The 18,450-nt window shown below is 35.2% G+C and carries 14 protein-coding genes; 10 read left to right on the forward strand and 4 right to left on the reverse strand.

The window, feature by feature from the left end:
- Nucleotides 1–16: 16 nt before the first annotated feature.
- Both OQ292_RS20970 and OQ292_RS20975 read right to left on the reverse strand, forming a co-directional pair.
- A complete protein-coding gene (locus OQ292_RS20970; protein WP_284686504.1) occupies nt 17–1,102 on the reverse strand; it encodes an efflux RND transporter periplasmic adaptor subunit in 1,086 nt (361 codons plus the stop codon).
- A gap of 342 nt (nt 1,103–1,444) precedes the next feature.
- Nucleotides 1,445–1,873 (reverse strand): hypothetical protein, encoded by a 429-nt coding sequence (locus tag OQ292_RS20975; protein ID WP_284686390.1) that lies wholly within the window; start codon nt 1,871–1,873, stop codon nt 1,445–1,447.
- Between the two features lie 503 nt (nt 1,874–2,376).
- On the opposite strand from OQ292_RS20975, the gene OQ292_RS20980 reads away from it, so the two are divergent.
- The gene (locus OQ292_RS20980; protein ID WP_284686391.1) at nt 2,377–3,969 is read left to right on the forward strand and encodes a family 43 glycosylhydrolase; all 1,593 of its coding nucleotides are present in this window, start codon (nt 2,377–2,379) and stop codon (nt 3,967–3,969) included.
- Here the strand turns inward: OQ292_RS20980 and OQ292_RS20985 are convergent.
- Nucleotides 3,966–4,844, reverse strand: a complete 879-nt coding sequence (locus tag OQ292_RS20985; RefSeq protein WP_284686392.1) for an AraC family transcriptional regulator — start codon at nt 4,842–4,844, stop codon at nt 3,966–3,968. The genes OQ292_RS20980 and OQ292_RS20985 overlap by 4 nt on opposite strands.
- Before the next feature lie 96 nt (nt 4,845–4,940).
- On the opposite strand from OQ292_RS20985, the gene OQ292_RS20990 reads away from it, so the two are divergent.
- Entirely contained in the window at nt 4,941–5,282 is a 342-nt protein-coding gene (locus OQ292_RS20990; RefSeq protein ID WP_284686393.1) for a zinc ribbon domain-containing protein, read from the forward strand.
- A 142-nt stretch (nt 5,283–5,424) separates the two neighbouring features.
- Nucleotides 5,425–6,807: an FAD-binding protein gene (locus OQ292_RS20995; RefSeq protein WP_284686394.1), complete on the forward strand. Its 1,383-nt coding sequence runs from the start codon at nt 5,425–5,427 to the stop codon at nt 6,805–6,807.
- A gap of 68 nt (nt 6,808–6,875) precedes the next feature.
- On the opposite strand, the gene OQ292_RS21000 is transcribed toward OQ292_RS20995, so the two are convergent.
- Nucleotides 6,876–7,436: an RNA polymerase sigma-70 factor gene (locus tag OQ292_RS21000; RefSeq protein ID WP_284686395.1), complete on the reverse strand. Its 561-nt coding sequence runs from the start codon at nt 7,434–7,436 to the stop codon at nt 6,876–6,878.
- Nucleotides 7,437–7,853: 417 nt separating this feature from the next.
- Here OQ292_RS21000 and OQ292_RS21005 point away from each other — a divergent pair, with 417 nt between their 5' ends.
- From OQ292_RS21005 to OQ292_RS21035, 7 genes are all read left to right on the forward strand, one after another.
- Complete coding sequence (locus OQ292_RS21005) at nt 7,854–8,900, forward strand: FecR family protein (protein WP_284686396.1); 1,047 nt, start codon at nt 7,854–7,856, stop codon at nt 8,898–8,900.
- A gap of 292 nt (nt 8,901–9,192) precedes the next feature.
- Complete coding sequence (locus tag OQ292_RS21010) at nt 9,193–12,624, forward strand: SusC/RagA family TonB-linked outer membrane protein (RefSeq protein WP_284686397.1); 3,432 nt, start codon at nt 9,193–9,195, stop codon at nt 12,622–12,624.
- A 28-nt stretch (nt 12,625–12,652) separates the two neighbouring features.
- Nucleotides 12,653–14,197, forward strand: coding sequence for a SusD/RagB family nutrient-binding outer membrane lipoprotein (locus OQ292_RS21015; protein ID WP_284686398.1), 1,545 nt, complete (start codon nt 12,653–12,655; stop codon nt 14,195–14,197).
- A 66-nt stretch (nt 14,198–14,263) separates the two neighbouring features.
- Entirely contained in the window at nt 14,264–14,734 is a 471-nt protein-coding gene (locus OQ292_RS21020; RefSeq protein ID WP_284686399.1) for a RidA family protein, read from the forward strand.
- Between the two features lie 117 nt (nt 14,735–14,851).
- A complete protein-coding gene (locus OQ292_RS21025; RefSeq protein ID WP_284686400.1) occupies nt 14,852–16,072 on the forward strand; it encodes an aminotransferase class V-fold PLP-dependent enzyme in 1,221 nt (406 codons plus the stop codon).
- Between the two features lie 66 nt (nt 16,073–16,138).
- Entirely contained in the window at nt 16,139–17,383 is a 1,245-nt protein-coding gene (locus OQ292_RS21030) for an amidohydrolase/deacetylase family metallohydrolase (protein WP_284686401.1), read from the forward strand.
- Nucleotides 17,384–17,407: 24 nt separating this feature from the next.
- Nucleotides 17,408–18,331 carry an RraA family protein gene (locus OQ292_RS21035; protein ID WP_284686402.1) on the forward strand — a complete coding sequence of 308 codons (924 nt, stop codon included), beginning with the start codon at nt 17,408–17,410 and terminating at the stop codon, nt 18,329–18,331.
- The last annotated feature ends 119 nt before the right edge of the window (nt 18,332–18,450 follow it).

An 18,450-nucleotide genomic window follows, 5' to 3' on the forward strand; every position in this document is an offset into this window, starting at 1 on the left:
TTTAAGGATTCTTAAATTATTCTGCATACAGACTTAAATCTGAAATTGCAGTTTTAGGCTCTACGAAATCAAATTCTATTTCTTCATTTTCTCTTACAAGGCGTAGCCCTTCAAGAAGGATTTTATCATTCAATTCTAAACCTTCTTTAATTATGAAGAGGTGTGGCATTTCAGCAGCTACTTTTATATGTCTCGATCTAATTTTGTTTTCTTCATCGATTACATACACATACAATTTGTCAAGAATTTCGAATGTAGCTTTTTGTGGGATGAGCATTGCATTTTTCATTGGGAATGTCATCTCAATATTACCTGTCTCTCCGTGTCTTAAGAGTCCTTTAGGGTTAGGAAATGTTGCTCTAAAAGGAATATTACCAGTTTCGTTGTTAAAATCTGCTTCAATTGTTTCAACTAAACCAGTGTATTCAAAATATTTATTATTGGGTAATTTTAGTTTTACTTCGTCTAAATGGTCTTTTTCAACCTGTGCCTGATAGTCTAGATATTCAGCTTCTGGAACGTTAAAGTATACCCACATTTCACTGTTATCAGATAAATTTGTGAGTAAATCTCCTTCGTCTACTAAGCTACCAAGTCTAACATGGAAACGGTCAATTATTCCATCAAATGGTGCTTTAATTTCTGTAAAATCCAGATGAACTTGAGCTAATGATAACTCGGCATTTGCTTTGTCAAACTTAGCTTTTGCCATTGCCAATTCATTAGGCGCTACAATGTTACTGTCGGCAAGTCTTTTTGTGTTTTGAAATTCAATTTCTGCAAGATTTGCTTCTGCTTTTGCTTTTTGTTGTTCTGCTTCGTAAAGTCTTGGCATAACTTGGAAAAGAAGTTTTCCTTGTTTTACAAAGTCTCCTTCATCAACAAATACTTTCTGCAAATAGCCTTTCTCTTGTGATCTAATTTCAATATGCTGGATTGAATGTATTTGACATACATAATCTTTAGTAATGGCAGTATCCATTCTTATTGGGCTGGTAACCAAAAATTTGGATTCCTCCTCATGTAATTCTTTTTTGTGGGAGTTACAACTAGTGCTCCAAAACATTGTGCACAGGCTTAAAAGGATGAAAGTTCTCTTCATCATGATTTTACTAAAAGGTTTCGTTAGTGAATTATTTTGAAATATGTATAGCGCATTATTTTACTGCAAACATAAATCGTTGTGGACGTAGTTATATCAGACTTATATAGGAAAGATTTTTCTTTTTTTTTTTTAATAATTCCTACAAAGCTGCCATTATCAAACCTATAGATATAGAAGTTTGATGTTCAGTTAAATAATGAAATGATAATAGGGATAACGGTTTTTAAAGATATTGCGTCCAAAACATAACCCTGAAACATTATCGTGTTGCAGGTTGTTATACAGTATGAATTAACCAAGAAGTTTAGTCAATTTGAGTTGCTACTTGGAGATCTTGTATCATATTCTGAATACTTGCAATATGATATACCACCTATGTGATGAGATATAGTAAGTAAAGTGCTTGTAACAAGCTAAGTGGTTCTTTACGATATGAAAAAAGTATTCGGATTGTAACGCACTGTAATTTAAAGCTGTAGAAGCATAAAAGCTTTCTAAGTGCTTTTTAACGTCAATCCTTTCATCTTCTTCTTCCTCAACATCATTGTCTTCAATAATAAGTGTTTTCTCTGAACCTGCTGGGGAATTATTAATGATTAAAGAGTGGGGAAATTGCTCGGCATTTTCTAAGCTATTATAATCTACCCCTGAAACACTTTCTACCTTGCTGGCGAAAGCACTCAAGTTGGCATATGCAGATGCCTGATTATATCCGCCTATTAGCAGAATGCAAAGGGGTAAATAATATTTAACTAGTGCTCTTATCATTATGAGTGTCAAAGCTACATTATCATATGATTATTGTCAAATTTTAAAACCTAAATAATTGTAAATACGTAGTAGATTTTTTTTTAAAAATTTGCCATGATTTAATAAAGCGTTGATTATCAAAATATTGTATGCTATTTCAAATGAATTTTAGGGTTGTTTTATGAGCATTAAAATATGTTAAAAAAATATAAAACCTTTAAAATAACTGATATTTCAAGAGGAAAATCCAAATTTTGGTTAATCCCAAATCTTCTCCACAGGCAATATGAAGAAGATTTTAAAAAAAGTTCCATTAAAATTGATATTTAGTAAACACATCAATTTCGGGTTTATATTTGAATTTGATAAATAATAAACTACTTCATGTAAATTATTTGGTAGAAAAATAAATCGAGTTATCTCATTAAAAGCAGCATTCATGCTTAGTTACATAAAGCTAATTTTTTGACTATTTATATTCAACCTATTTTTATCAATTTACTAAACAAATAAAAAGAAAAGTGAAGCATACTCTGATTATTACCAACAAAATTTTTTTAGCAGTAATTATTGCAATTTTTTTAACAAATTGTACCCAACCAAAAGAAGTATCAACTGAAAGTATAGCTGTTTCTCAAAAACAAGTAATTGCTGGAGAATTGCCCGATCCGTCAATTATAGAGGTTAATGGTGTCTATTATGCTTGCGGTTCATCTAACGATTGGGGACCAATTTATCCAATTTACAAATCGACAGACTTAATTAACTGGACATTTGTAAATTATGTGTTTAGTAAACCTCCAGAATGGACAATCAATAGCTATTGGGCACCAGAGCTATTTTACCATAATGGTAAATTTTATTGCTATTACACAGCACGAAGAACAGATGGAGTATCTGGTATTGGTGTTGCCGTTACTGATGATATTACCAAAGGCTTTGAAGACAAAGGGCAAATTATAGAGTGGGGCAGTGAAGCGATTGATGCCTTTGTATATAATGAAGAGGGTAAACTTTACATAACTTGGAAAGCTTACGGATTAAACCCAGATAAGCCAATTCAATTATTAGGCTCAGAACTGACGGAAGATGGTCTTGCTTTAAAAGGAGATGCATTCCAAATTTTAACAGCCGATACTGAAAATTGGGAACGAGGTGGCATAGAAGGCCAATGCATTGTCAAGCATGGAGACTATTTATATATGCTTTATTCAGGAAATGCTTGCTGTGGTGCAGGTTGCGACTACCAAGTTGGTGTTGCCAGAGCAAAAACGATGATGGGTCCTTGGGAAAAGTTTTCCGCTAATCCTATTCTCGATAGTAACGATTCATGGAAATGTCCTGGACATGGTACTGCTTTTAAAGCAGGTGCTAAATGGTTTTACCTGTATCATGCGTATCCAATAGATGGTTTTCCCTATTTAGGGAGAGCAAGCTTATTAAGCGAAATGACTTGGGATACAGAAAATGGCTGGCCAAAATTTAACATTGATGCTGAAAAGATAGATAAAACTGTATTGAAAGCAGATATAAACGATCAATTCGCAACTGGTAAATTAGAAAACTGGTGGCATTATGATATACCGAGTTATGCATTTAATACTGAGTTTAAAGATGATAAGCTTAAGCTAACAGATGAAACTGTCACTGAAAACAAACCAAGTGTGGCAGCTATTTGTGTGATTCCAGAATATGCTAACTTTTCAATTACCACTCAATTAGCTAAGCAAACCGAAGCTCTTAAGGGAATCGTGTTTTATGCGACCAATGCAAACAATTTGGGTTTCGGTGTAAAAGGAAACGAACTTGTTTTATGGAAAACAAAAGACTTTCAATTTGAAGAGCTAAACAAAATCACATTATCTAATACTGAAAGTATCTATTTGAAAGCATATGCTTCTGATGCTCACATAATTGATTTTTCTTATAGCGAAGATGGTAACAATTGGATACCATTAACTAATAAGTTAGACGAAACTGGAAAAGTAATTGGCGATAATCTAGCTTGGTGGTCTTGGGGAATGAAAACAGGTTTGTTTGTGAAATCAGACTCAGTTACTGGTGATAACAGTGCAGTTTTTAACAATTTTAAATTGGAATATGCAGCAGATTAAGTATTGCTTTTAGATTTATATTTCTCACTAAATTCTAAAGGTGTTTCTCCTGTCCATTTTTTAAAGACTCTGGAGAAATAAGCATAATCTTCGTAACCCAATTCGTAAGATATTTGTGAAAGGGAGCCAGAAACATAAATTATCATTCTTTTGGCTTCCAAAATTATTCTCTCGATAATTAATTGAGAAGTAGTCTTTCCTAAAGATTGTTGAACCAAACGATTTAAGTGCCTTGTGGTAATGCTTAACTTTTCCGCATAAAATGTAGGCAGCTTCTCAACCTTATAGTTTGCTTCAATAAGTGTTTCAAGTTTTCTTAAATAGCCTGAATTTGATTTAGATACTTCTGTTGTTGCGAGGTATTTCCTGCTCAATTCAATATAAATTAAATTGAGAATGGACTTTATCTTTTGGATTGTATAGAAACTTCTATTGCTATACTCTTCTAGCAATTGCTCAAAAAGTATATAAATTCTTTGAGCATCTTTTGCTTCTAAGTTTAAAACAGATGGATTTAGCAGTGAATAAAAGAAAGGAAATTCGAAGATACTTTGACTGGTAAGTGCCAAATCAAAAAATTCTTGGGAGTGAAAAAATATGATACCTTCAATATCGCTAGAAAGTTCCCAATAGTGTGTTTGACCCGGATTTAGCATAAAAACACTACCCGGTTTAATTTCATACCTTTCAAAGTCTATTTCATGAATGCCATTTCCTTTTGTGAAAATTACTGTTAGAAAAAAATTATGCTTATGAGGTATGGTAATATCTTTATGGTGTAGTTCTAAATGAGCACTAAAGTTATTGCAATAAAAATCTTTAAGAGCTTCTTTATATTCAAAATCTTTAATATCTAAAATACTAAGCCTTTCCATAAATGTCTTAATAGTACAAGTAATGGCAACAATCGTTCAATGCAAAATTACTTTTTAAACTTGAGCTTTGTAGCAGTAAAACTTACTTATTGAGCTATGAAGCCTATATTGAGAAATATAATCGAAGAAAAATGTCCTAAATGTGGAGAGTCTCATGCTTTTTATTCAAAAGGGAATGTCCTTTTATTTAAAGCTCCTAAAATGAATGAACGTTGCACACATTGTAATTATAGGTACGAGAAAGAACCAGGTTATTTTACAGGAGCAATGTACATAAGTTATGCTTTATGTATTATAGAAATGTTGCTAGTAGTTGTATTAGGCAATTTTGCTGATATTTCTATCAAACATATCGGATATTTATTGATGTTATTAATTTTTGCGCTTTGGCCTTTTAATTTCAGAATGTCGCGTATTCTGTGGATGTATATCGCTTAGAAACGCTTTTTGAGTGTGTTTTCAACAAACTGATTAGTGATAGTTAGATTATCTAAATATATTAGGTGAGAATAGTCAAAATTAACTATCAGAAAAAGATTGGCTATTAGGTCAAGAATTAAGTTGAAAACACTTGGTAAATATGAAGAGAAAACAATTTTTAAAAACATCATCGACTTTGGTTGCCGGAAGTTTAATTGCTCCAATGATTTCATGCAACTCAAATTCAAAAAGTGCCGGAACTGAAACTACAAAACCCGAAGTTGAAATGGCCACTGCAAGAACGAATTGGGCAGGTAATTACACTTATAAAGCTCCTAAACTTCATACTCCCGAATCAGTAGAAGAACTACAAGAACTTGTAAAAACACTCGATACCCAAAAAGCTTTAGGGTCAAAACATTGCTTTAATAACATTGCAGACAGTCCATTAAACCAGATTTCTACAGAGAAGCTCAACAAGGTAGTTTCTATTGACAAAGATGCCAAGACAGTAACTGTAGAAAGTGGCATTCGATACGGCGATTTGGCTAACCCATTAGATGAAGCCGGTTTTGCTTTACATAATCTTGCCTCTTTGCCTCACATTTCTGTTGTTGGCGCTTGTGCAACCGCAACGCATGGTTCAGGAGTTAAAAATGGCAATTTGTCTAGTGCGGTTGTGGGTCTCGAATTAATTACTCCTAGTGGAGAATTGGTGAAATTCGCTAAAGGGGATCCGGAGTTTAATGGGGTGGTAGTAAATATTGGTGCTTTAGGCATCATCAGCCGAGTAACTCTAGAAGTTGAAGATACTTATCAGGTTCGTCAAGATGTTTTACAAGAATTGCCACTAGCTTCTGCGATTGAGAATTTTGAAGCCATAATGTCTGCTGGTTACAGTGTGAGCTTGTTCACAGATTGGTTGAATGACAAAGTGAGTCAGGTTTGGGTTAAGCGCAAAGTAACTGATGGATTAGCTGACTTAGGCAACGATTATTATGGTGCAAAAGCAGCTACCAAAGACTTACACCCAATTACGGCACTTTCAGCAGAGAATTGCACAGCTCAAATGGGTGTTGCCGGACCTTGGTACGAAAGATTGCCACATTTTAAAATGGGATTTACACCAAGCAGTGGAGACGAGCTTCAATCTGAGTTTTTTGTACCAATGGAAAACGCAGTAGAAGCTTTAAAAGCCATAGAAGCTAAGAAAGCTGTAATTTCACCACATTTATTTATTTCTGAAATACGTAGTATTGCTGCCGATGAGCTTTGGTTGAGTCCAGCTTATAAAAAAGATATAATTGCTTTCCACTTTACTTGGAAGCCGAGAGGACCAGAGGTTAACAAATTACTTCCGGTAATAGAGCAGGAGCTTGCTCCATTTGGAGTAGTGCCTCACTGGGGGAAATTGTTTACAATTAACCCTGAGGTTTTACATAGTAGATACGAGAAGATGGAAGATTTCTTAAACCTTACTAAAAAGTACGATCCTGAAGGTAAATTTAGAAATGCTTATTTAGATAAGAATCTATATGTATAATTAATAATATATTGACTAGCCCTAAAAAAGTGGTTCTTTATTTAAGGTATCACTTTTTTATTGGTTGATTAAAAAATATGAGATAGAATAGTTATTGTAGTAATAATTATCGAAGCACTTAATTTCTTTCGCAAGAACTTTAAGGCAGCACTCATCTGGTTTTCGACTGTCTTTTTAGAAATATTAAGTTGTTTTGCAATTTCATCATAACTCATTCCTTCATTGCGACTCATTTGAAATATGAGCTTTCTTTTTTCAGGTAATTCATCGATTAAACTGCTAGAATATTCTTCTAAGTTTCTAATTATCACTTCATTTTCCGTAAGATTTGAAGAAACAATATTTTCATGTGGATAAGAAACATATTCAATTTTCTTTCTACGAACTATTTTAAGTAAAGTCGTTTGGGTAATCTTAAGTAAATAACCATGAATCCCCTGGTTTACATCCAAATTGTTTCTGTATTTCCAAAAAGTCGTAAATATATCATGAACGGCTTCTTCAGCATCCTGTTTGTTTTGTAAATATTTATATGAAATTCTAAATAACCGATCCCAATTGGTATCATAAACTTGTTTAAAGGCTTTAATATCGCCTGCCTTTAAAAGAGCTACTTCATTATTGCTCATATGGAAATTATGCTAATAATTCACTTTAAATTCCAAGTTAGGAAAAAGATTTAACTTTCCATACATACTTTAGAAATTATAAATTAATCTTTCAAAAAATAAATACAAAACAAAAGACTACTAACTATTTATTAAACAATGCGCTATGAATATTTTAATAGCTTTGATTAAATTAATTGCTAAGTAAGAATAAATGTTTATAAAAAACAGGAAAATATGTTATCTAAATCGTTACCTTCCAAGGTGCTGAATATCAGTTATTTATACAATTTTTGGTCTTTTAATTCTGATATTCGATTTTAATTTTCAGAAAAAAACCAACTTTTTTTTAAAACCCAATAGGGGTGGTTAGGGGGAAATGGGATATATAATAGTACAGACCTTAACAACACTACTTAATACAATTTTATAATATATATGCAAGACAATAGTAATTCAGAAATTAATGATTTGTTGCAAAGGTTTTTTGATGGAAAATGCACCGAAATTGAAAAGAAAAAGGTGTTTGATTGGCTTGCAAAAAATAAAAATGAGAAAGTATTAAAAGAATTCGTAAGAACAGATTTTGAACAGGAAACACCAAAGCTAGATATCTTTCGCGATCTAAAAGCAGAGCAATGGGAATCTATTCTTAAAGATCTAAATTTAGATGAAAATAACAGCGTGTACAATGTTATTAATGGAGATGGATTGCACCTTTGGCAAAAACAATGGTTTAAACTTGTAGCAGTAATTTTACCATTAATTATTGTTTCGATAGTTTTTCTGAAATTTTATGAAGGGTTGAATTCTGCTCAAAATACAATTGAAGAAATAGCATTTGTTGAGAAAAACACTTATAAGGGAAGAAAGAAAACAATTACTTTACCCGATAAATCTACAGTTATATTGAATTCGGCTTCATCAATTCGTTTTGCTCAACAATTTAATACACAAAAGGAACGAGTTATCTATTTACAAGGAGAAGCATTTTTTGAAGTTGAAAAAAACGGAAAGCCATTTATTGTAAAAACAGAAGACCATGAAGTAAAGGTATTGGGTACTTCTTTTAAAGTAAGTGGCTATAAAGGAAATAACAATGTAAACGTCGCTGTGGCAACAGGTATCGTAAAAGTGAGTAAAGCAGGAGTATATGAAGAGAAGTTGCTAAAAGGACAGAAAGTGATTTACAACAAAGAAACCAATAAGCACGAGGCATTAGAAATAGATAATTGGGAGAAAGAATTTGCTTGGAAAGATGGGGTGCTTATTATAGACAATGCTGCTTTTGAAGATGTGATTAAAGCACTTTCTGATTGGTACGGAGTAGAAATAATCAATGTAAACTATAAGCCTGACAGAAAGAATTACATGGGTAGGTATGAGAATGAGTCTTTAGAGACTGTGTTGGCGGGTTTAAGTTATGCTTCCAGATTTAGATATGAGTGGAAAGAAGGGAAGCTTTACATTTACAACAAAGAATAATATTAACCAGAATACATAGAAATATTCATTTATTTCAGCCATAAACATCCAATAAACACCACAAGAAAGTAACGTTACTTATCCTAGTGCTTACCATAAAAGTGAGGGACTTTCTATTATTGAAACCAGTTATAAAGACTCTGTTTTTATAGTTGACTTCCTTTCTTTTGCCGACTTACTAAAAAACCTGGTGAGGATCTGATTTGCCGTCTCCCCTCACACAGGAACAGATTTTCTATTTCAAAAATCATTTAATATTATGAATAAGTATTTACTTAAACAAATTTTAAGGATGTCCCGGTTTGTATTTTATGGCATAATAATACAATTGGCACTTACAGGAGTAATGCTTGCTAATGATGGCAATGGCCAAAGCGCAAGCCTCAATGAAATTTATTTAACTCTGATAGAAGAAGACGCTCAACTAGCAGATGTTTTTAATAAAATTGAGACTACTACTTCATTTAAGTTTTCATATTATAAAAGTATTATAGAAGATAAAGATAGAATTACAATAAATGCTCAACAGCAGTCTTTAGGAGATATTTTAAGTGAAATAGCCAGAAAATCAGGCTTAAGATTTAAAAGAATAAATGGAAACATCTATGTCGATTTAGATGATAAAGATAAGTACCCTACTGTTGATGAATTAATAATTGAAGATAACCAACAACTCGTTATTACTGGTAAAGTAACAGATGGCGCAGACGGTCAATCGCTGCCCGGAGTTAACGTTTTATTAAAGGGTACAAAATTAGGAACCACTACAGATATCTACGGTAGTTATTCACTTTCAATTCCTGCTGAAAATGTAAATGGTACGCTTATTTTTTCTTTTATAGGATATAAGGCCAAAGAGTATGCAATTGGTAATCAAACAGTTATAGATGTGGTAATGGAATCTGAAGCTCAAACACTTAATGAAATTGTAGTAACGGCTTTAGGTATTGAGAAATCTAAAAGTGCTTTGGCTTATTCGGTAACAGAGGTAAAAGGAGAGGAGTTTACACAAGCTAGAGAAATAAATGTAGCAAATGCATTAACGGGTAAAATTGCCGGTGTAAACGCAACTGGACTTTCTACTGGGCCCGGTGGTTCGAGTAGAGTTATTATTAGAGGTAATGGTTCTTTAAATGGTAATAACCAACCTTTGTATGTAGTAAACGGCATGCCTATAGATAATAGCAATCCTGGTGGAAGCCCATCTGCTAATGGTGGTGGCCTTAATATCGACCGTGGAGATGGTATTTCTGGTATCAATCCAGACGATATAGAAAGTATAAGTGTACTTAAAGGAGGAACGGCTGCTGCACTTTACGGAGCAAGAGCTGCGAATGGCGTAATTCTTATCACTACAAAAAAAGGAGCTGCACGACAAGGTATAGGTGTAGAGTATAACTCAACATTTACATTTGAAACACCTGCCATTTTCCCACAAAAATTCCAGTATGAATATGGTCATGGTAAACTAGGTAGAAAGCCAACTACTCAAACAGAGGCTATCAGTTGGGGTAGACACTCTTGGGGAGCTAAAATTGATGGGCAAGATTACATGTCTTTAGATGGAGAAATGCACCCTTATTCTGCAGTAAATGTAAAAGATAATATCAAGGAGTTTTACCGCACAGGTACTACTTTTACTAACACCATAGCGTTAACAGGAGGTTCTGAAGATTTAAACTACAGACTTTCTGTTTCCAATATGGATAATGAAGGTATCTTGCCGAACTCTTCATTAAATAAAAAAATAGCCAACTTAAGTTTAAGTGGTCAACTCGGAGAAAGAATAACAATTGAAGCTTCTGCTCAATATAATTTAGAAGAAGTACATAACAGAACCATGGCGGGCGATGCAAACGGTAATCCGAACTGGATTTTAATGCTTGCTAACACTGTAAATGCGACGCAACTTTCACCAGGCTATTTAGAAAATGGAGATGAGTTTGTTTGGAACGAAACTCCTTATGCAACTAATCCATACTTCATCATCAACAGGTATCAGACAAAAGATGAGAAGAATAGATTCATCGGGATGACCAGTGTGAAGTATGATATTTTGGATGATTTATATGTAAAAGGAACTGTAAGCCGAGATTTTTATAATTTTAATTTTGTTGGTATTATTCCTACAGGTACGCAGTATCTTGCTATTCCCGGTTCAGGTGAATATCATGGCTTAAAGTCTGTTGTTTCTGAGACAAACGCCATGGCAAACCTTAATTATCACAAATCATTTAACAATGTATTTGATGCAACATTAATGGTGGGTGCAAACAAGCGTATTTTTACACAAGATGAAACTAGCATAGACGGTACCCAATTTATATTGCCATATTTTTATAGTTATACCAACCTAACTTCTATTACCAATACACCTAATTATCAAAAAACAGAAACTAACTCAGTATTTGGTTCATTAGATTTAGATTACAAAGGCATTGCATACTTAAGTCTTACAGGACGTCAAGATTGGTTTTCTACTTTAAGTTTAGATAATAACACCATCTTCTATCCTTCAATAGGAGGTAGCTTAGTACTTTCAGAAGCTTTTGATCTACCAGGAGCCATTAGTTATGCTAAACTAAGAGGTTCATGGGCACAAGTGGGTGGTGCAATTCCAGACCCTTATGCAGTAAATCTAACTTATAGTATGGTTCAAGGTGGTCATGCAGGACAGGCAATACAAAATGTTACTTCTAGTACCATTACCGATCCTAACTTAAGACCTTTAACCTCAACTACTTACGAATTAGGTTTAGAGGGTAAATTATTTAATGGTGCACTTGGTTTCGACATTGCATACTACAATAGAAAAACCTCTGATGATATTGTAAATACTGCTATTCCAATTACTTCGGGTTACAGCTATGCGCAGTTAAATGTAGGAGAGCTCCAAAATAAAGGTATAGAAGTTTTATTAACTGCTACACCAGTAAATGCAAAAGGATTTATTTGGGATGTGAGTTACAATTTTGCTTATAACCAAAGTGAAATCACCAAATTGGCAGAGGGTTTAAATACCATCCAAATGTCGAGCAGTGTAGGAGGTTGGGCAGGTGTTTATAATGATATTGGAAGACCTTACGGAATTATTAAAGGGTACGATATGCTTAGAAATGATAATGGAGATATCGTTTTCAACTCTACATCAGGTTATCCTGTAAGATCAGAATTGGTTGAGTTAGGTCAAGGTGTACCTCCGCTTACAATGGGTTTAACCAACACATTCAATTATAAAAGATTATCATTAAGTGTATTGCTAGATGGCAAATTTGGCAACAAAGTATTCTCTGTAATGAACACTTATGCCATGCGTTTCGGATTACTTGAAAACACCTTGGAAGGTAGAGAAAATGGTCTTGATTTAGAAGGTGTTGATGAAGAAGGAAATCCATATACAAGCCACATCGACTACGATTCTGATGCATTCAGATTGTACTACGATAATCAGAAAAACTACTCTGTACTCAACACTTTCGATGGAAGTTTTGTCAAATTGCGCCAGGTAATTTTAGGATATAATATCCCTAAAGAATTTTTAAAGGCTGCTAAAATTCAATCTGCTTCATTGTCTTTTGTTGCACGAAATCTGGCTATCCTTTATCGTAAAACTGAAAACTTCGATCCAGAAACTAGCCACACCAACGGAAATGCTCAAGGTTTCGAATCTTTTGCATTGCCACGTACACGCAGCTTCGGTTTCAACTTGAAAGTTAAATTTTAATTAATCCACACTTCAAAGGATAACTAAAATGAAAAATTTATTTAAAATTATATATAGTCTTTTGGCTGTTCTCTTAATCGGGCTTCAGTCTTGTGACGAAGGTTTTGAAGAACTAAACAATAACCCAGACGCAGTAAATGAACCCACTGCCGAGTATATTTTTACTAAAGCACAGTTAGATGCGATTGATTGCCAGTACTATGCGACCAATGTAATTTGTGCGGGTGGATTTATGCAACATTTCGCGACCTACAAAGATGTTCCGAGTTTAGGAGACAGATATACTTGGTCTCAAGGTGGCTATCCTTACGATTATTTCAATGGTATTTTCCCGAATGCAGTTAATGAGATTGCTGAAGTAATCAAAGCCGTTGAAGAAGACCCAGAACAAGTTAATTTACTTTCTATTGCTAGAATTTGGAAGGTGTATGTAATGCATAAAATTACTGATTTATATGGCGATATTCCTTATTCTGAGGCGGCAATGGGTTATACAAGTACTATCTATACGCCAAAGTACGATGAGCAAAGCTCTATTTACACTGACCTGTTAAGTGAACTAGAAGAAGCGGCACTTGCATTGGATGATTCTAAAGCTTCTTTTGGAGATGCAGATTTAATCTACAGTGGAAATACAGTTCAGTGGAGAAAGTTTGCTTATTCTCTTATGCTGAGATTAGGGTCAAGATTATCTAAAGTTGATGCTTCTACTTCTCAAACTTGGGTGCAAAAAGCAATTGCTGGTGGAGTAATTATGGACGATGCCGATGTTGCATCGATTCCTTATACTGATGGCCCACAGACATTTAATTACAATCCGGTTGCTTATGGTTTATTGAGCAACGATTACGGAACTGGCGACGGAGTGAGTAACAAAGAAGGTGGCAAATTAGCAGAAACTTTTATCTCATACCTAAAAGAAACCAACGACCCAAGATTAAATGTTTTGTCAATTGTTTGGATAAACGGAGTGGCAGATACTTCTGCTGCGATTCAATCTGGTATGCCAAATGGACTTATTGGTGGCAGTGCTCCCGAAAACTATGGTTCATATTCAGAACCAAATCCTAATACCTTATTAAAATACGAATCTCCATTTTTGGTAATGACCAATGCAGAAACCAACTTATTGCTTGCCGAAGCTGCTGTAAAAGGTTGGAGTAGCACAATCTCAGCAGAAGATGCATACGAAAATGCAGTAAGTGCTTCTATGAGAAATTGGTCTTTGTACGATGCATCAGCAGGGTATATCTCTGACAGTAAAATTAATGCTTACCTAGCTCAAAATCCTTTTTCAACTGGAACAACAGAAGAGAAGTTGGAGCAAATTAACACGCAGTATTGGGTGTCGCTTTTCCCAGACGAAACAGAGATTTATTCAAACTGGAGAAGATCAGGTTATCCACTTTTAACACCTGTAAGTGTTCCGGGTAATATTACGAATGGCACCATTCCAAGAAGATTAATCTATCCGCCAGATGAAGAGACATTAAACGCAACCAACTGGGCTGAAGCGGTAAATAGAATTGGCGGTAACGACTTTACAACCAGAGTATGGTGGGATGCTGAATAAAGCATCCACCCACCTTTTAATCTTACAATCTACAATACAATTATTATTTAATTCATGCAATTACAAATGAAATCAGAACGCAGATCACTAATAAAAAAAATTGGGACTTCTTTAGCGAGCTTAGCAGGTCTTGGAATAGTAACTACTGCAAATGCTGAAAAACTGGAAGAGAACAATGGTGAAAAACTAGTTTACGGAGTAGTTAAAAACGACGAAGTTCCATTGTTTTCGAGTGCAGTTAAACATGGCGGATTTGTATTTATCGCTGGTAAAGGAGCTCATTTTGAAGGTGATGTAAAAGCGCATACAAAACATGTGTTAGATGAACTTGAAGCAGAATTGAAAAAAGCGGGTTCGTCTATGGAGAAAGTGGTAAAAGTGAATGTTTACCTGCATGATTTGAGCGATTACCATGCAATGAATGAAGAATATAGAGGAAGGTTCGGAGATAAGCCTCCAGTGCGTACAACAGTTGCTGTTTACGGAGGTGTTCCCGGAGATTCTTTGGTAGAAATTGATTGCATTGCGGCTGTCTAAAAAGCACATTTACTAATCATTTAAAACACCTGCAAACCACTTTATAGAATTGGGATACTGAAACCATGAAAATGGTTTGCAGGCTAGTCTTTTATTGTCAAAAAAATTAAAATCATAATGTTTAAAAGAAGAGAAATATTAAAGCATCTCACAGCTTTACCATTGGTGGGAGGTGTAACTACATTGGCTACAGGTCCATTACAAGCTAAAAGTTTACTAAGTCCGGCTCGCGATTATTTTAAAGAGTTAGGGGTACGTACTTTTATTAACGCAGCCGGAACTTATACTTCTATGACTGGGTCTTTGATGTTAGATGAAGTAAAAGAAGCAATTATGTATGCTACCCAAGATTATGTAATCTTAGATGACCTACAAGATAAGGTTGGCGAAAGAATCGCATCATTAGTAAAATGCGAAGCGGCAACAGTTACTTCGGGAGCAGCATCAGCAATTACTTTGGGTACTGCGGGAGTTTTAACTGGTATGGATGAGGTGAAAGCAGGCCAACTTCCACACTTAAAAGGCACTGGCATGAAAACCGAAGTAATCATGCAAAAGGCGCATGACATCCCTTATGCACATGCTTTGAAAAATTGCGGCGTAAACGTGATTTTTGTTGAAACTGCTGCCGAATTAGAAAAAGCAATCAACAAAGAAACAGCGATGATGTTCTTTGTGAATGCGAATAACTTCGATGGTAAAATTCAAGTGGAAGAGTTTGTGAAGATCGCTAAGAAACACAACATTCCGACAATGAACGACTGTGCTGCGGATGTACCACCAGTTGAAAACCTTTGGAAATACACACAAATGGGTTTTGATCTGGTATGTTTTTCAGGAGGTAAAGGTTTGCGTGGTCCACAAAGTGCTGGTTTACTGCTAGGTAAAAAAGAATATGTAGCTGCTGCTAGATTAAGTGCGGCTCCAAGAGGTAATACAGTTGGCAGAGGTATGAAGGTAAACAAAGAGGAGATTTTGGGTATACTTGCTGCTTTAGAATACTATCTTTCTAAAGACCACGAGCAAGAGTGGAAAATGTGGGAAAATCAAATCGCTCATATTCAAAGTGCAGTAAAAGATATCGATGGTTTAAAATCTACAGTGGATGTGCCACCAATTGCCAACCATGTACCTACATTAAACATTTCTTGGGATACCAACAAAGTAAAAATCTCTGGTGATGGTGTAAAAGAAGAATTGAGAAACGGTCATCCTTCAATTGAGATTGCTGGTGGTGGAGAAAATTCTGTGAGTATAACAACGTGGATGTTGGTTCCAGGTCAGGAGCGCATCGTTGCTAAAAGATTGGGTGAAGCATTAACAAAGGCTTCAGTTTAATCATTTATTATTTCTTTAGGGAAGCCAATCCGGCTTCCTTTTCTTTCATATAAAATTTCAGGCATTATGTTTCAAAGGAAATATATCTATATTATTCTTTTGTCTATTTTTTGCTATGGCCAGCTTACAGCACAACAATATACTACACTTATTAAAGGAGGTCGAGTTATCGATCCTAAAAATAATATAGATGGAATAATGGATATTGCTATAACTGGCGATACCATTGCGAAAGTAGCCAAGCACATAGATCAAAATCTGGCTGATAAAGTCATTCTCGCAGAAGGTTTGATAATTACTCCCGGATTAATCGATTTACATTCTCATAACTTTTTCGGCACGGAACCCAATCATTATCTCAGTAATGGTTTGGAGGCACTTCCACCAGATGGATTCACTTTTAGATGTGGAATTACTGCGGTAGTAGATGCAGGTGGAGCAGGTTGGAAAAATTTCCCCGTTTTTAAATCTCAGGTAATAGATAATTCTAAAACTAGAGTTTATGCTTTTCTAAACATTGTAGGAGAAGGCATGCGCGGGCATCCATATGAGCAAAACATAAACGATATGGATTCTAAAATGACAGCGCTAGTTGCTTTACAGCACAAAGAAGTTGTGGGTGTAAAAGTAGCGCACTACTCTGGTAGTGAGTGGACTCCGGTAGACAGAGCATTAGATGCTGCCAAGAGAGCTAGAATTCCTGTAATGATCGATTTTGGAGGAAATATTCCACCTTTGTCTCTGGCAGATTTACTTATTAACCGCTTAAGATCTGGCGATATTTTCACACATGCTTATGCCAATGTATCGGGTAGAATGCCTATTGTAGATGCCAATGGAGAAGTGATGCAGTTTGTAAAAGAAGCACAAGAGAAAGGAGTGATTTTCGATGTTGGTCATGGTGGCGGGAGCTTTGCATACAGCCAAGCTGTGCCTGCTACTCAAAACGGTTTTTTCCCAAATACCATCAGCACAGACTTGCATACTGGTAGTATGAATGCCGGAATGAAAGATTTACTCAACGTGATGTCTAAATTTTTAAATCTGGGGATGACTTTACCAGAAGTAATAAATGCTTCTAGTTGGAAATCTGCACAAGTAATACAGAAAAAAGATATCGGACACTTATCAGTTGGAACTGTGGCAGACATTGCAGTTTTCAAATTAGAAAAAGGAAACTTCGGCTTTGTAGACTCTTCTGGGTACAAAATGCAAGGAGATAAAAAACTGGTTTGTGAGCTTACCATTAGAGCAGGAGAGATAGTCTATGACCTGAATGGTATGTCGAAACAATTGTGGACGATGGAATAATTAGTGAATTTTAAAAGGATAAAAGTGAGATATAAAAACATATTGAAGCTGATTTTACCAGCAATTCTATTTGTACAATATGTACAAGCTCAAACCATATCGAGCGAAGAGTTAAACTACCTAACATCAGCATGGAAAGGAGAAAGGTTTGTAGATGGCAGACCTAAAATTCCAGAAAGTTTAATAGAGCGAGCTAAAAAAGTTTCTGTAGAAGATGTTTGGACGATTTTAAAGAATGAAGGCTATACTAACCAATACGAAGGAGGCTGGAAAACAATAGATGATAAGGTAGTTGCAGGGCGTGCATTAACAGCGCAATTTATGCCCAGTCGCCCAGATTTAGTGCAAAACATCAAAGCCAAGGGAAAAGAAGATGGTAGAATAGGAGACACCAATGCATGGCCGATAGATGAGTTGAGCAAAGGTGATGTATATGTAGCAGATGGCTTCGGAAAGATTGCGGGTGGCACTCTAATTGGCAGTAATCTGGGAAATTCCATCTATTCTAAATCGGAAAATGGAGTTGTTTTCGATGGCTCTGCAAGAGATATGGATGGACTTTCAGAAATTGAAGGGTTTAATGCCTTTGTGCGAGACTGGCATCCTTCCTTTTTGCAAGATATGGTGCTTACTGGCTTAAACAAACCTATTAGAATCGGGCAAGCAGTTGTGATGCCGGGTGATTTGGTTTTGGCTAAAAGAGCAGGTGTAATTTTTATCCCTGCCCATTTAGCTGAGAAAGTGATTGCCACTGCTGAGTTCATTGTGTTAAAAGATAAATTCGGGCATGCCATGCTTAGAGAAGGAACATTTACCACAGGTGAGATCGATAGCCAGTGGAATGACAAAATAAAAGATGAATTTATAAAGTGGATTAAGATTAACGCTTCGGATGTACCTCTTACCCGTTCAGATGTTGATCGGTTTATGGAACAACGGACGTGGTAATGAGTGATTGAAATGGGGTAGCTTCTTGCTACCCTTGTTTTTTTCAAGACTATAGATAGATTTTATAGAAAATGATAAAACCTTTTCAGACTTGATTTTGAAGCATTATAAAACCTTCT

Source organism: Chondrinema litorale (assembly GCF_026250525.1).
In the GTDB taxonomy this organism is placed as follows: Bacteria; Bacteroidota; Bacteroidia; order Cytophagales; family Flammeovirgaceae; genus Chondrinema; species Chondrinema litorale.

Excerpts from the sequence above, each read along its gene's own strand:
- OQ292_RS20970 (WP_284686504.1), bottom strand. The coding sequence starts at position 1,102 with ATGAAGAGAACTTTCATCCTTTTAAGCCTGTGCACAATGTTTTGGAGC.
- OQ292_RS20975 (WP_284686390.1), bottom strand. The coding sequence starts at position 1,873 with ATGATAAGAGCACTAGTTAAATATTATTTACCCCTTTGCATTCTGCTA.
- OQ292_RS20985 (WP_284686392.1), bottom strand. The coding sequence starts at position 4,844 with ATGGAAAGGCTTAGTATTTTAGATATTAAAGATTTTGAATATAAAGAA.
- OQ292_RS20990 (WP_284686393.1), top strand. The coding sequence starts at position 4,941 with ATGAAGCCTATATTGAGAAATATAATCGAAGAAAAATGTCCTAAATGT.
- OQ292_RS20995 (WP_284686394.1), top strand. The coding sequence starts at position 5,425 with ATGAAGAGAAAACAATTTTTAAAAACATCATCGACTTTGGTTGCCGGA.
- OQ292_RS21000 (WP_284686395.1), bottom strand. The coding sequence starts at position 7,436 with ATGAGCAATAATGAAGTAGCTCTTTTAAAGGCAGGCGATATTAAAGCC.
- OQ292_RS21005 (WP_284686396.1), top strand. The coding sequence starts at position 7,854 with ATGCAAGACAATAGTAATTCAGAAATTAATGATTTGTTGCAAAGGTTT.
- OQ292_RS21010 (WP_284686397.1), top strand. The coding sequence starts at position 9,193 with ATGTCCCGGTTTGTATTTTATGGCATAATAATACAATTGGCACTTACA.
- OQ292_RS21015 (WP_284686398.1), top strand. The coding sequence starts at position 12,653 with ATGAAAAATTTATTTAAAATTATATATAGTCTTTTGGCTGTTCTCTTA.
- OQ292_RS21020 (WP_284686399.1), top strand. The coding sequence starts at position 14,264 with ATGAAATCAGAACGCAGATCACTAATAAAAAAAATTGGGACTTCTTTA.
- OQ292_RS21025 (WP_284686400.1), top strand. The coding sequence starts at position 14,852 with ATGTTTAAAAGAAGAGAAATATTAAAGCATCTCACAGCTTTACCATTG.
- OQ292_RS21030 (WP_284686401.1), top strand. The coding sequence starts at position 16,139 with ATGTTTCAAAGGAAATATATCTATATTATTCTTTTGTCTATTTTTTGC.